This is a genomic window from Phycisphaeraceae bacterium, assembly GCA_015709595.1.
Classification (GTDB): Bacteria; Planctomycetota; Phycisphaerae; order Phycisphaerales; family SM1A02; genus CAADGA01.
Window position 1 is genome coordinate 1963011 of sequence record CP054178.1, and the last position, 14135, is coordinate 1977145.

Annotated in this window: 10 protein-coding genes; all 10 read right to left on the reverse strand. The window is 67.9% G+C overall.

The window, feature by feature from the left end; all coding sequences use genetic code 11:
• Positions 1 to 77: 77 nt before the first annotated feature.
• Positions 78 to 2945 carry a type VI secretion system tip protein VgrG gene (locus tag HRU76_08245; GenBank protein QOJ17571.1) on the reverse strand — a complete coding sequence of 956 codons (2868 nt, stop codon included), beginning with the start codon at positions 2943 to 2945 and terminating at the stop codon, positions 78 to 80.
• 143 nt (positions 2946 to 3088) lie between these two features.
• Positions 3089 to 3736 (reverse strand): hypothetical protein, encoded by a 648-nt coding sequence (locus HRU76_08250; protein ID QOJ17572.1) that lies wholly within the window; start codon positions 3734 to 3736, stop codon positions 3089 to 3091.
• 128 nt (positions 3737 to 3864) lie between these two features.
• A complete protein-coding gene (locus HRU76_08255) occupies positions 3865 to 4506 on the reverse strand; it encodes a hypothetical protein (GenBank protein QOJ17573.1) in 642 nt (213 codons plus the stop codon).
• A gap of 28 nt (positions 4507 to 4534) precedes the next feature.
• Positions 4535 to 5257, reverse strand: a complete 723-nt coding sequence (locus HRU76_08260) for a hypothetical protein (protein QOJ17574.1) — start codon at positions 5255 to 5257, stop codon at positions 4535 to 4537.
• A gap of 191 nt (positions 5258 to 5448) precedes the next feature.
• On the reverse strand, positions 5449 to 6300 hold the full coding sequence (gene atpG / locus HRU76_08265; protein ID QOJ17575.1) for an ATP synthase F1 subunit gamma: 852 nt from the start codon (positions 6298 to 6300) through the stop codon (positions 5449 to 5451).
• Positions 6301 to 6397: 97 nt separating this feature from the next.
• Entirely contained in the window at positions 6398 to 7723 is a 1326-nt protein-coding gene (locus HRU76_08270) for a DUF1080 domain-containing protein (GenBank protein ID QOJ17576.1), read from the reverse strand.
• A 106-nt stretch (positions 7724 to 7829) separates the two neighbouring features.
• Positions 7830 to 8813 (reverse strand): hypothetical protein, encoded by a 984-nt coding sequence (locus HRU76_08275; protein QOJ17577.1) that lies wholly within the window; start codon positions 8811 to 8813, stop codon positions 7830 to 7832.
• Between the two features lie 237 nt (positions 8814 to 9050).
• Positions 9051 to 11147 (reverse strand): VWA domain-containing protein, encoded by a 2097-nt coding sequence (locus HRU76_08280; protein QOJ17578.1) that lies wholly within the window; start codon positions 11145 to 11147, stop codon positions 9051 to 9053.
• Positions 11148 to 11198: 51 nt separating this feature from the next.
• Positions 11199 to 12212: an AAA family ATPase gene (locus HRU76_08285; GenBank protein ID QOJ17579.1), complete on the reverse strand. Its 1014-nt coding sequence runs from the start codon at positions 12210 to 12212 to the stop codon at positions 11199 to 11201.
• Between the two features lie 166 nt (positions 12213 to 12378).
• Positions 12379 to 14037 (reverse strand): PQQ-dependent sugar dehydrogenase, encoded by a 1659-nt coding sequence (locus tag HRU76_08290; GenBank protein ID QOJ17580.1) that lies wholly within the window; start codon positions 14035 to 14037, stop codon positions 12379 to 12381.
• Positions 14038 to 14135: the final 98 nt, after the last annotated feature.

A 14135-nucleotide genomic window follows, 5' to 3' on the forward strand; every position in this document is an offset into this window, starting at 1 on the left:
CGGCTCGTGGACGTGTGGTCTTGGGGTGACGGCGTGCGTTCGACTGATTCGGCGACGGCGCCCGAGGGAACTTGCCGCTACCACCCGCCGCTGGCGCCGCCTCCTCCGGAGGAGCCGCCGCCGCCCGAGTAGGGGTCTTCTTCTTCGCCTCCGCCTTCGTCTCCCCACCCGCCCGAGGCGCCGCCTCCGGACCCACCGGATGAGCCGCCTTCGCCGCCCCAGCCGCCATCCGCGCCGCCCGAACCCCCGGAGGTGCCTCCCCCGGTCGAAGACCCGCTGCCCCCGGTAGAGCCCCCTGCAGCGCCGCCGCCCCCACCCCCACCGCCTGATCCTCCTGATCCACCACTACTTCCGGAGGAAGCCCCGCCTCCGGACGAGCCGCCCCCTGACGCGCCGCCGCCGGAACCGCCTGACGATCCGCCGCCACCCGACGATCCGGCGCCTTGGGCGGAAGCTCCGCCCGACCCACCCGAGCCGCCCGAACCCCCGCCCCCGCCGCTGGAGGGTGAGCCGCTGCCGCCCCCGCCGGATGATCCGCCTCCCGAGCCGCCGCCGCTGAAACCCTCGTCACCGAAGGCGTCGGTTTCTTCGGCGTCGGAGCTGGTCGTTGCGGCGGCGCCGCCCGAGTTCGTGCCGCCGCTGGCGGTTTCGCCGCTGCTCGCCTGCTGGTCGCCTTCGTTCTCGACGCGGATGAAGGTCCACTCCCCGTCCTTGCGATCGGGCAACTGCAGCTGGTAGGTGCCGTGATCGACTTCCTGCAGTTTGACGATGCCCTGGCTGTTGGTGCGAGATTCCTGCGTACTGCCGTCGGGCTTGTGGATGATGGCCCGCTCGTTGGCGATGGGCTGCTCGGCGGCGTCGAGCACCTTGAAGGCGACCCACGTCTTTTCATCGACGGGTTCTTCGCCTCCGCCCCCGCCCCCTCCGCCGCCTCCACCTCCTCCGCCGCCTCCGCCTCCCCCGGCTCCTGGCGGCTCTTCGAGCTCGCCGGGGTTGGCTGTGGTGGCGTGCTTGGCCTCATCGGGGGCGACGCACTGTCCGCCGCAGCCGCTTCCCGCGGCTCCGCCGCTGTTGATGAGCACGGTGGCGCCCTTGATGGCGACGCCCGAGGGGCCGATGTCCACGAAGTTCCCGCCGACCACCAGGGAGATCTGGGCGTCGGCCTCAAGGATGATCTTGGCGCCGATGATATGGGTTTCGCCGGTGGCGACGGCCCAGTTGCCGGTGATCTCGGCGTTGTGGTTGCCGCCCACGGAGAGGAACGAGTCGGTGTCGACGCGTTCGCGTTTCTCGCCGACGATGGTGACGTTCTCGTTCTCCTCGATCTTGGTGAACCGGCTCTTGCCGACGATCTGGTGGCGTTCGCCCCCGACGCTCTCGTAGGACGAGGCCTTGGCGCGCACGTCCATACGGCGCTGGGCATGGATGAACAGCTGCTCCGAGCCCTTCTTGTCCTCGAATCGGATTTCGTTGAAGCCGCCTCCGCCCTTGCTGGACATCGACTTGATGGTGGACATCGTCGCCTTGCCGGGCAGTTCGTAGGGCGTCTTCTGCACGCCGTTGTAGACGCGCCCGGTGATGATGGGCCGGTCGGGATCGCCCTCGAGAAACTCGACGATGACCTCCTGCCCGATGCGCGGCAGGAAGATGGCGCCCCATTTTTTCCCGGCCCAGTTCTGGGCCACGCGGATCCAGCAGGATGACGTCTCATCCGCCTTGCTCCACCGATCCCAGTGGAACTTGACCTTCACGCGCCCATGTTCATCGGTCCAGATTTCCTCGCCGGACTTGCCCGCCACAATGGCGGTCTGCGGCCCCTGCACCACGGGCTTGGGCGTGATGCGGCGCGGGCGGAACTGCTGCGAGGAGGGGATGCACGTGAACTCGCAGCGATACATGCTCACGCCGCCGTATTCCGCACTGGCGACCCCGAGCGACGCCATGGGGCTGGTCTCGCACGAGAACGACGTGGCGATCACCAGGTATTCGGCGTTCTGGTCGGTTCGATGGTGTTCGTCGAGCTTGAAGGTATAGCCCGGACGCACGTCGGGCGTGTTGGTCTGGCCCACGATGGTGTCGAAGGAGGCGTGATACTCCTCGATGCGGATGCGCGAATAGTCGTCGCCCTCGGCGAGCGTGACGTACTCGCCGGGGTAGTCGAAGATCTCCGCGCTGGCCTCGGCGTGGTCGCGGGTGATCACGGCCCGCGAGAGCATGTCCTTCTTGGGATCGACGAAGTCGAAGTCGAGCTGCGCGTAGGCGCCCGGCTGCAGCGCCTGCCGCCTGGCCCAGTGCGAGACGTGCTCCACGTTCTCGGGCGCGCCGTCTGGACGGAACACCAGCGTCTCCACGCCCGGCGCCGGACCATGACCGGCGATGGCGTCCACCAGCATCATGGTGTGCTTGCCCTGCTCGTGCGTGAAGTAGTAGTAGATGCCCTCCTGCTCCATGAGGCGGGAGATGAAATTGAAGTCCGTCTCCCGGTACTGCACGCAGTATTCCCACGTGCGATAGGAGCGCGAGAGATTCTCGCCGATGGTGATGCCCGCGTCGCCCAGGATCTTCTTGATGATGTCAACCGCGGTCTGCTCCTGGAACATGCGGCAGTCGGCGCGGCGCGTCAGCAGCCACAGGCGGGGCACCAGCGTCATCCGGTACCCGTACAGGATGTCGCCGTCGGCGGTGACCTGATCGTCCGCCGACGATTGCGAGAAGCGGTTGACGATGCCGTTGTAGAAGCGGGACACGCCGGTCGTGCGCTTCATCTCCACCGTCACGCTCTGCCCCACGATGTCCTTGAAGACGATGGCCCCGTTGGTGCTGAGCACGACCAGCTCGTATTCGAACAATCGCCCCAGCTCCTCCCGGGCGTGCATCTCCTTGAACAGAAGCACTTCCTCGCCGAGAGGCGATGTGATGACGATGTCGCGGTCGGCGGCGGGCATGGGGCCTCCCCTTCAGGCGGCCTGATTCTACTGGAAAGCAGATCGCGCCGCCAGACGCAAGTCTGCACCATGGGGGATGGAAGAACATCCCCCGGCTCGACAACGCCCGCGGGCGAGAAGAATCAAAGGCATTCGACAGCCGCTCATTCGCCGCTGGCGGCGTCGCGGCAGGCCTCGGCCAGACGCTGGTGGAGCTTCTCATGATCCACCACCGCGTCCAGGCGCTCCAGCAGGGCGTCCACGCGGCGGAGCGGGGTGAGGGCGGCGTCGATCTCGTCAATCGCCGCGTCCCCCAGCTGCTCCAGGGCTTCGAGGAACCAGGTTCGGTCGGGCTGGCGTGCGTTCCGAGGCGGTCGGACCTTGGTGCGAATCACCAGGTCGCCGATGGCCACCACCGGCTGCAGCCCGACGGACGTGAGAGGTTCGCGGCAGAGCACCACCGCCGGAACGCGATGCTCCAGGGCCTGCGTGCGGAGCCGGCGGGCGTCCGCTGCGACCAGCATGGGCTGAACCAGGTACAGCCCGGACTCCTGCGGAAAGCGATCATCAAAGGGCTGATCCACGGTCCGTGGTCGTCCGTGATCGGCGTCGGCCGCCTGCATCAGTCGCTGGCGCCGCGCCTCCTGCAACGGCAGGCAGATGCGGGCCATGCGGTCGTAGTCGCGGGCGCGATGGGCCAGGTGCAGCGCCCGGTCGGCCAGCAGCTCCGCATCGATGTAGGACGTGGCGGCCAGCGCCTCGCTGGCCTGCTCCATCAAATCGTCGATCTGCTCCTGCCGCGCGCCGGGCATGGGTGTGGTTCCAGGTTTCAGGGGCCGAGATCCGTGTTCCGTGTTCCGACTGTCGAATGCTCAAGGAATGGCGCCTGGTCGCTGATGCCGGTCACTGACGCCGAGCGCCTGACGCCTCGATTCCCGACTTACAGTTCGAACCCAACGGTCCGTTGTTCCGCTCGTCCTTCCGCGGTGCAGGCGGACGCGGCGGCTTCGAGCAGATCGCGCCACAGGGCGATGACGAGGGGCATCTCGTACAGGAGCGTATCCGTGAGCAGCACGACGTCGCGGGTCTTGAGCGCCGAGGCCAGGCGCGTCAGGTGGTCGTTCAGACGCGCCACGCCTTCGGGCATGGCCACGTCCCGGGCGCCGATGCGTGAGAGGTCCACCGAGGCGAACCGCGAACCATCGAGCGCCGCGTCGCGCACCTGTCTCCAGAGCGAAATGGCCTCGCCGAGAGACCGCATCGCATCGACGCCCTGCCCCTGTTCGATGAGCGCCGCGGCCTGCTGCTGCAGGGCGTCCACCGTGAGGAGCGTGTCGCGCGCTTCCAGCAGCGCCTCTCGCGCCAGCGAAGCGGGGTCCACCGAGGTCAGGCGCACTTCGGCGGCCTGACCGGCGAGCGTGTCGTCATCGCAGAGCCGATCATCGGTCCAGACCTCGCCGTCCACGCACACCTCGATGACGCGCCGTCCCTGGCGCCGGGCCTGGGCGTCGCCCGCGGCGATGGCGTCGCCGATGGTGTGGCCCGTCACGTGGCACGTCCGATTGTCCAGCATTACGCGCATGGTCGCTTCCTTGACGCCGCGACGGCGTTCATCGAGTCATGATCAGCACCGCCGCCCAGGACAATCCCGCCCACGCCGCCAGCGTCAGCACCGTGATGCTGACGCGCTGACGCCCGGAGTCGCTCAGGCCGCGCAGCGGCGCCGCGAACACGCTGAGCGAACGACGAGCCAGCCGGTCCATCCGTCCGCCGAAGGTCATGATGCTCGAGGGCGTCGGCGGCTGGGCATCGACGCCCCCGGCGCCGGACGTTCCGTCTTTCTCCTGACGCCGGGCGTTCGCGCTCCGTGTCACGTCGGCGTCGGGCGACGGGGACGACGCCGCGTCCGCGTGTTGCGCCTCACGCCGGGGCGTGGCGGGCTTCGTGAAGCCGCTCAGATCCACCTCGATAGGGTCGTCGGAAAGAGGGGCGGCTGCGGATGGTTCGGGATCGGCGAGTGCGGATCCGGGTGGCGAACCACTCAGGGGTGAGGCGGTCGGCGGCGCCAGGTCGTGCGCGACCTTGGCTGCCTTGGCCAGCCGTTCATCCAGCGAGCCGATTGACTCGGGTTCCGCGACAGCGCCTGACGGCATCGCGTCCGGGTCGTTCGTGGACGGCCCCGTCGCTTCCGCCGCGGCGTCTCCAAGCGTCCGGGCGATGGACTGCGTTCGGTCCAGCAGGGCGTCGATTTCGGACGGGTCAAGAAACGTTCCGCCCGGGTCGGGCAGAGACGCCGACGGCGAGGACGTTGCGGTCGGATCGTCGCCTGTCATGGCTCCTTCGGATGGTCGTTCGGTCGCTTCGAGCATGATGACACCACCCGCACGCCGGTGCGGCCAATCGGTGATATCGGCTGGTTCGCGGGCTGGTCTGGACTCAAACCTGATCCGAGAGGCCGCCTTGACGCGCAACAACTGCGGCGTCCGACCGCTTCGGTTCGACTCGACGGTCGATGTTCAACCGTTCAACCCAGCGCCGCCGCGCCGGCCACCACTTCCATGAGTTCGGTGGTGATCTTGGCCTGTCGGGCCCGGTTGTACTGACGCCGCAGCGACTTGCCGAGCGACTTGGCGTTGTCGGTGGCGCCCTTCATGGCGATCATGCGCATCACCTGTTCGCTCACGATGGCGTCATTGAACGCCAGGAAGAGCGAAGTCTTCACCGATTCGGGCAGCAGGACGGCGAGCAGCTCGGCGGCGGAGGGGCTGAACTCGTAGATGGCGCTGGCCTTCTTCGATTCGGTCGAGGCGCTGGCCGCGGGCGTGGCCAGCGGCAGCAGCTGCATCACCTGCGCCTGCTGGCGGGTATTGCTGATGAAGCGGGTGGAGACGATGCGAATCGCGTCAAACTCGCCCGCCACGTAGGCATCGATGTACTTCTGCGCCAGTCGCTGCACGTCCTCGTAGCGGGGACGATCGGCGAACACGGTGTGACGCTCCGCCACGGGCAGCCCGGCGAAGCGGAAGAAGGCCACCGCCTTCTTGCCCGAGATCTCGTTGACGACCTCGATCCCCTTGGCCTTCGCCTGCCGGTTGAACTGCGACGCCATCCGCAGCACGTTGCTGTTGTATGCGCCGCAAAGCCCCCGGTCGGAGACGATGGTGAGCACGAGCTCTCGCTTGCGGGGCGCGGTCGGCGTCTTGAGCAGCGGGTGCTCCACGTCCCCCGCGGCGGCGGCCACGTCCGCCACCATCTGACGGATCTTCAGCGCGTAGGGCTGCGTGGCCTTGGCCCGCTGCAGGGCGCTGGTGAACTTGGCGGTCGCGATCATCTGCATCGTCTTGGTGATGCGTTCGATGTTCTTGACCGCAACCATCCGCTTTTTGATCTCACGAATCCGTGCCATAGGGGCGGAAGTGTAGACGGGGTGGGGGGGTGGGTCGAAGGGACGGACTGGACGCCCCAGGCGGCGCTTACTCCCCCAGTTCCATCAGGGTCTTTTCGATCTGAAACCACCACAGCCCGTACGCCTCGGGCGAAAGGTGCAGGAAGTCGGGCATGACGGTGTTGCTGATCGAGCCGTCATCCTCGATGAACAGGTGGCCGATGGGGCGGAAAAACACCCGTTCGCCATCGTGCAGTCGGGCGAGAATCTGGTTCACCTGGGCGATCTTGCCGCGCTGCGGGTTGGGCTTGTCGCCCCGGGGGAAGATATCCCACAGCACGATCTTGGTCGTCGGCAACCGATCGCGCAGGGTGTTGACGATCGCCCGCACGCCGTCGGCGATCTCGGTGACGGTGTTGTCCTCGCCGTTGGAGTTGTTGGTGCCGATCATCACGAAGGCGAACCTGGGCGCGATGCCGTCCAGGTTGCCGTTCTTCAGCCGCCAGAGCACGTGCTGCGTGCGGTCGCCTCCGATGCCCAGGTTGACCGCCTTGCGCGGCAGCAGTTCACCTTCCCACGGCGCCTTGCCGGGGCCTTCCCACCCCTGGGTGATCGAGTCGCCGATGAGCAGGATCTGAGCGTCGCCCTTGTTCACCTCGGCTTGCATGGCCTCGAACCGCTGCTTCCACCAGGCATCACCCCGCGGCACGGGGGTGACCGCGGAGTGGCTGGGCATGTCCAGATCGCGGATGCGGATGTTGCGGAACCACACGTCGTTGCCGTGGTCCTGCAGCGCGATGCGCCCCCGCGCGTGCTGGCCGAAGTCGGCGTAGACGCGGAACTTGCTGGCCGCCACCCGGCTTTTCCAGTCATCTCCGTTCAGGTCATCCTCCAGCAGTTTCACGCCGTTGAGCCAGTGTTCGACCACGCCCCGATTGAGCACGATGCGCGTCTCGTTCCACTCGCCGGCGGGCCTCACCACGGCCTTCTTGTCCGCGCTGGGCTTCTTCAGGTCATAGAGCGCGCCGGTGGAGTTGATGTGATCGGGAGCCAGGTTGTGTCCCAGGTCATCGAAGATCTGGTACTCCGGCCCGGTGTTCCACGTCGAGCCGCCCGTCTCGGCCACGCGGTACATGACGCCGCTATTGGCGCGGGGGGCGGCCTTCCACTCCAGCACCAGCTCGAAGTTCTCGAAGCAGTCTCTGGTGACGATGTCCCCGCCGCCCCCGCCCGCCATCACGCGCAGGGCTCCATCCTCCACCACCCATCCCCTGGCGGGGAACGTGCTCTGCCGATACCCCCGCCACATGGCGGTGGACGAACCGTCGAACAGGGTGATCCATTCTCCGCCGCGCGCTGTAGCGGCGATCAGAAGCGTGGCGACGAGGAACGCCAACAATCGAACAGGTTTCATGGGGGGGTCCTTTGCTGGTCCGCGGTTGCGTCTCGGCGTGGTGCTGGGCAGGTGAAGGCCAGCCGTCCGTCATCAGGCGGTGGGGGCGGGCAATCGGAGTCAGCGCTCAGAACCGGATAGTACCGCTCAAGGAGACGAACGGAGCGGCTGAGAACTCATCATCTGCCAGTCGATCGCCATCCTCATCCTCGAGTCGCAGTTCGCCGAACATGGCGGCTCCCGCCGTGAGGGAGATGGTGAAGGTCGGGCAGGGAGTCCACGACAGACGGGCGAAGACGGGCAGGATGGTTTCCTGGCCGATGCCGTCCGGCGCGATGTCATCCTGGTTCAGTCGGAAGCGGCGGGTTTCGTAGCGGGCGCCGATGGCGGCTTCCCAGCCCTTGCAGAAAGTCCAGGCGAGTTCGGCTCCGCCGCCGAAGCCCGTGCCCCCCCCACCCGTGGTGCGAAGGGTCCAGTCGGGGGCGAACTGCCAGTTGAGGATGATGATGGGAAAGATGGAGATGGAGTCTTCGAGTTGGGACTGGACAGCGACCCCGCCGCCGAGCGTGAGGGTGTCGCTGGCGCGGTAGGTGACGCCGATGGAGCCCCCGGCGGTCCAGACGCCGCCATCGGTGTCCTCATCATCGCCGTGGTCATCCTCGACCATGTGGACGAATCGCGGCCCGCCCCAGAGCGACCACTGCTCATTGAGGCGCAGGGTGAGGACGGGGGAGACGGACCAGGTATCGACGCCGTCCCACGCCTCGAGGGCGGCGAAGCCCTCGTTGCCCGAGAAGTCGTAGGCGTCGTGGGCGTAGCCGAAGCGGATATCGAGATTGAGGTTGGGCACGATGTCGAACGACACGCTGGCGGCAAGGCCGTAGCGCGAGACGCTGTATTCGCCGCCATCATCGAGATCGGCCTTGAACTGGGCGGTGTAGCCGGTGTCGATGCGGAAGCGGAGGTTCCAGCGCTCGGCGGCGGAAGGAGTGGCGGCGGGGGACGTGGAAGACGCAGGGGCGTCATCCTGAAGCGGTGCGGCCGACACCATTGACGATGTCACAGTGAGAAGGATCAGCGAAGCGAGGAAGGTCAGTTGTGCGGTGGGCATGAGTGGTTCCGAAGAGAGATCATGGGAAGCGTAGCCGCGCCGTGCGCCGCGGCTCGGCAGACGTCTGCCGCGGCCGTGCCGGCCATGCGAGCGTTACCAGGCCACCGACGATACAGCAGTCGCCCGATGGCATGCCCGCGTCACGACTCGATCGTTTCATCTGCCGCACACCCGCTGCGCGGCCGCACGACCGAGACGGCCGTGGCACACGCGCGACGGGGAGCGTCGCGCCACCCGTCACACGCGCACCCGGCGAGCGTAGACCAGCCACTCGATGACCAGCAGCGTCAGCGCAACGGCGGCGAGCCACGGCCAGAGCTCGCGTGGAGTGACTTCGCCCGCCGATCCGGCGCGGATTCGCTCGGCGTTGACCCGCAGTGACTCGACCGGGCGGATGTCCGTTTCACCCGCGTCGGCCAGATTGATCGCCAGTCGATCGAAGGGCGGCTCGACCCCCTCCACCATCGCCACGCCCACGCGCGACGGCGTGGGCAGCGTGAGGCGGCCGTGACCCTCGACGGGCAGGTCGGCGGCGGTCAGCCCCGTGACGCGCACACGCGACGCGCCGGGGAGGGGCGTGACGGCGAGCGTCTCGCCAGGACGGAAACTCACGCCTTCCGACCCATGCCGCAGCCGCGGCGCGGCGTCCAGCAGGTTCTGCAGAAAGACCAGCACGCTGACCCGGGCCGGCCAGTTGCTGTCGATGAGCCGGAAGGTGGTGGCCACGTGCCTCCGCTCACCCGCCCGGACGGCGATGATCGCGGGTCCGCTCGGCCCGCGCGCGAGCACCTCGATGCGATCCGTGAAGTCCTCGTCGATGTCGAACGATCCGGCGGGGGCGTGAATGACGTCATCCAGTTCAACGTGACGCAGGAAGGGGTGGGTGCGGTCCCAGCTGATGAAACGCTCCGCGGGGGGGCGCTGCCCCCCCGACGGGAGCGCGGCCGGGGTGAACGATGCGCCCGGCAGACCGGCCGCCAGCACGAGCGCCGGGGCGGGGAAGCCCGCCAGGGCGATGTCGATCGATGGCGTACCGACTGCGGCCCCGAACACGCCGCCAGAAGCGCCCGCGGGGTCGAAGCCGTCGTACACCACCAGGTCGAAGCCCGCGCCAGCGGGCGAGCCGTCGGCGGCGCGGGGCGGCTCCTGCGAGCTCACCACCAGCTGCTCCGGCTCAAGCGCCTCCAGCACGCCGCGCAGGTATGGGTCGATTCCACTCTCGCCCGTGATCACCGCGATGCGGGGGCGCCGAGGCGGAGCGAGGGAGATCGAGGCCTGATCGTCAGATGCCAGCGCGTCCGGGCGACGCACCTGCACCGTGAGCAGGCCGCCCTCCGGCAGATCGACGCGGAAGGTGCGCACGGCTTCGCCCGGAGTCTCGTCGTTCGCGCCGGGAATGGACACGCTCACGGCGGTGCCGACGCGGCCGTCGATCATCACGACGACGGGGGCCTCCACCGGCAGGCGAGAAGCGTTGACGAAGCGGGCCAGCACGTCCACGAACACCGGGTCATCCGGATCGCGCCGCGCGGCGAGAGAGGTGATCCCCACGTTGTTCACGTCCGCCTCGGCATCCGGTCCGACGCGGACGAAGTGGAACGCGCTGGCGCGAACCGTGAGAGGCGACGAGAACGTACCGCGTCCCGCGTTTGGCGCGTCCGGGTCCGCCGGCAGACGACTGACGGCTGACGCCCGCCGGCTCCCTTCCCCCACACCCCCGTCGGAGAAGAGCGTCACCTCGGGCAGGTCCTGCTCATCCGCGGCGGCTGCGGCCGCAAAGGCGTCCGCCAGCCGGAGCCCAGCGGCCAGGTCGGCGGATTCGTCCGTGGCGTCCAGCGTGCGGATGGCGTCTCGCACCTCGCCGATGGTGGCCCCGAAAGGGGCGATGACTCGCGCGGTGCTTGCAAAGGCGATGACCATGATCGCCGCGGGGCGTTCGCTGCCCGCCAGGCGATCGACCAGCCGCAGGGCTTCGTCGCGGGCGGCGTCGAGGCGTGAGCGTCCGGCGCGATCGACATCGCGAGCGCTCATGGAGGCGCTCACGTCGATGAGCAGGATGTGTCTCGACGAACCCGTACCAGCCGCCTCGATCACGGGCCGTCCCAGGGCCAGCACGATGGCCAGCACGATCAGCGCCTGCAACAGCAGCAGCAGCGACCACCTGAGCCGCTGGAAGGGCGCGTTGACCTGCAAGTCCTCGATGGACTTCATCCACAGCAGCGTGCTGGGGACGCGCCGGGGCAGACGGCGCAGCTTGAGGAAGTAGAGCAGCAGCAGCGCCGGAAAGGCGATGAGACCGGCGGCTAGGGCTGTCCACGGAGCGAGCAGGGTCACGGCGGATTATTGCGATGGTTTGGGTGCGCGAAGCCGCCGCTGAGCGCGGCGCTACGCCGCCATTCCCACATCCGTCGGCACCGTTTCCACGATGTTCTTCAGGATGTCGTCCGTGCGCATGCCTTCCGCCTCGCCTTCGAAGTTGAGCAGGCAGCGGTGGCGCATGGCGGGCAGCACCACCTTGCGGATGTCCTCCACGCTCACGTTGGCGCGTCCCGCGAGCAGGGCATGCACCTTGGCGGCGAGGATCAGCGTCTGGGCGGCGCGGGGGCTGGCGCCGAAGCGCAGGTACTGGTTGACCATCGGGGTGGAGAACTGCCCCTGCGGGTGGGTGGAGAGCACCAGCCGCACCGCGTAGTCCTGCACGTGCGGGGCGACGACGACCTTGCGCACCAGCCCCTGGTGCGCCAGGATGGACGGCGCATCCAGCACGCGCTCGATCCTGGCCGACTCGCCCGCCGTGGTGCGGTTGAGAATCTCGGCGAGTTCGTCGCGTGACGAATACCCGACCTCCAGTTTGAAGAAGAAGCGGTCGAGCTGCGCTTCGGGCAGGGGGTAGGTGCCCTCCTGCTCGATGGGATTCTGCGTGGCCATCACGAAGAAGGGCTTCTCCAGCGCGTACGTGGTGCCGCCCACGGTGACGGATTTCTCCTGCATGGCCTCCAGCAGCGACGACTGCGTCTTGGGCGTGGCGCGGTTGATCTCGTCGGCCAGCACGATCTGGGCGAAGATCGGCCCCTTGCGGAACTGGAAGTCGCGCCCGGTCTCCGTCTCCACCACGATGGTGGTGCCGGTCACGTCGGCGGGCATGAGGTCAGGCGTGAACTGGATGCGCGAGAAGTGGAGCTGCAGCGCCTCGGAGAGGGAACGGATGAGCAGCGTCTTGCCCAGACCCGGCACGCCCTCGAGCAGCGCGTGTCCGCCGGCGAAGAGGCACGTCAGCACCCCGTCGATGATCTCCTCATGGCCGACCACCGCCTTCTGAATCTCGATCTTCGTCTTGCGATAGTCGTCGCGGAACTTCTGCGCGGCGGCTTCGATATGAGCGAGGTCGGTGCTGGCCATGCGATGCGGCTCCCTGATGGATCGGGACATGGTACCGTCCGGGCGCAGGGCTGTCCCGTCTGAAGCACTGTTCGGAAACGGGCCGTCGCGGGTTCACCAGGACATGAAAACGCCCCGCGACGGCGGGGCGCTGAGCATGGCGTCTGGGTGGATGAGGAGGCGAGAATCAGGGAGAGAACTCCCACACCGCCCGGTCGATGCCCGTCACCCACACGGGAGCGATGGAGAAGGCGATCGCGTTGCACTGGATCAGCGCCCGGACGCGGCGGTTGTTGGGGTTGACGTACTGCGCCGGATTGGTCGTGTTGACGATCTGCACCGTGACGTCCGACGTGGTCAGGATGCGGGTGTTGACCTGATCATACTGGTCGGTGAAGAAGTTGTAGAGCAGGATGCGCTGGTTGATGTTGGCCCGGTCGGCCCGTGATTCAAGTGTGAAGCGCAGTTCCGACGGGTTGGCGACGGGACACGTGCCGTCCACGCGCACCTGAACCGGAGGCACGCTGGAGGTGCGGAACACGTCGGGCCGGGTCTCCAGCCGGTTGTCGTCATTGAACTTGAGCGATTCCAGGTCGCCCGAAACGGGCAGGCCGCGCACGCGGGTGAAGGTGTCGCCGTAGATGTAGGGCGACTGCTGGGGGGCGAGTCGCCGCACCGTGCCGTTGAAGGATACGACGTAGAGCTCGCCGCTGGAATCCTCGCCGAAACTGGCGACGTTGCCGATGAAACTGCTGCCGCCCAGTTCGGCGGTGTGCTCGCGCACGTCGCTGGCGACGCCCTCGCCCTGCTGGTTGGTGGTGATCTGCATGGAGAAGATCTTGCCGAGCACGTAGTCGGCGAAGAAGTAGCGTCCCTGCCAGGCGCTGCCGAGGTTGTAGCCGCGGTACACGAAGCCGCCGGTGATGCTGCGTCCCACGGCGTGGCTGTATTCGTGGATCGGCTCGGTGAGCGGGGTGTAGGCGGCGGGCAGCGACGTGTCGTAGTTATGCGCGCCCTCGCGGAGTCGCCAGCCGTAGTTGCGCCCGCCCCGTCCCGCCGGCTCGTAGTTGATCTCCTCCCAGGCGTTCTGACCCACGTCGGCCATGACCATGGCGCCGGTTCCGCCCAGGGCCGGGTTGTCGAACGACCATCGCCAGGGGTTGCGCACGCCGAAGGCCCAGATCTCGTGCCGGGCGGGGATCGGGTCGTTGTCCACGAAGGGGTTGTCGGCGGGAATGGCGTACCCGGTGGTGGGCGACACATCGATTCTCAGCATCTTGCCCAGCAGCGAGTTGGGGTTCTGGGCCAGGTGGCTGGGGTCGCCGCCTGAGCCGCCGTCGCCGTTGCCGATGTACAGGTAGCCGTCCGGCCCGAACACCAGGTTGCCGCCGTTGTGATTGCTGAACGGCTGGGCGATGGTGAGCAGGATTTCCTGCGAGCCGGGCAGGGCGCGGAGCGGGTTGTTCGGGTCGCGCTGAAAGCGTGCGACGATGGTGGCGCCGTCGCTGTTGCGCGTGTAGTTGACGTAGAGGCGCCCGTCCTGTGCGTAGTTGGGCGGAAAGGCCAGCCCCATCAGCCCGCGCTCGCTGCCGCTGGTCGAGGCGACGCCCGTCAGGTCGAGCAGGTCATTGGCCTGCACCACCCCGTTGACCAGCACGCGGATGCGGCCGCGCTGCTGCAGCACGTACTGCACGCTGGGGTTGGAGGGGTCCTGCACGAAGCCGAGCGGGAGCGAAAAGCCCGAGGCCACGTTGTCCAGCCGGATGGGCGGCGGCGCCGCCAAGGCCGACCCGGCGGTCAGAAACGCGGAAGTGGTGATCGCCAGGATGAATCGCGTGGTCTTCATGAGCGGCCGTTCCTTGCTGGCGGGCGAGATGCGCCGCCAAGAGTGACACTGGAGCATACCCGCGCCGGCGCAGGCCGAAGCGGAACCCCGCCTCCACC

Bases quoted from the DNA above. Each gene is read 5' to 3' on its own strand.
- HRU76_08275 (QOJ17577.1), bottom strand. From the start codon at position 8,813: ATGCCCACCGCACAACTGACCTTCCTCGCTTCGCTGATCCTTCTCACT.
- HRU76_08290 (QOJ17580.1), bottom strand. From the start codon at position 14,037: ATGAAGACCACGCGATTCATCCTGGCGATCACCACTTCCGCGTTTCTG.
- HRU76_08255 (QOJ17573.1), bottom strand. From the start codon at position 4,506: ATGCGCGTAATGCTGGACAATCGGACGTGCCACGTGACGGGCCACACC.
- HRU76_08260 (QOJ17574.1), bottom strand. From the start codon at position 5,257: ATGACAGGCGACGATCCGACCGCAACGTCCTCGCCGTCGGCGTCTCTG.
- HRU76_08250 (QOJ17572.1), bottom strand. From the start codon at position 3,736: ATGCCCGGCGCGCGGCAGGAGCAGATCGACGATTTGATGGAGCAGGCC.
- atpG (QOJ17575.1), bottom strand. From the start codon at position 6,300: ATGGTTGCGGTCAAGAACATCGAACGCATCACCAAGACGATGCAGATG.
- HRU76_08285 (QOJ17579.1), bottom strand. From the start codon at position 12,212: ATGGCCAGCACCGACCTCGCTCATATCGAAGCCGCCGCGCAGAAGTTC.
- HRU76_08270 (QOJ17576.1), bottom strand. From the start codon at position 7,723: ATGAAACCTGTTCGATTGTTGGCGTTCCTCGTCGCCACGCTTCTGATC.
- HRU76_08245 (QOJ17571.1), bottom strand. From the start codon at position 2,945: ATGCCCGCCGCCGACCGCGACATCGTCATCACATCGCCTCTCGGCGAG.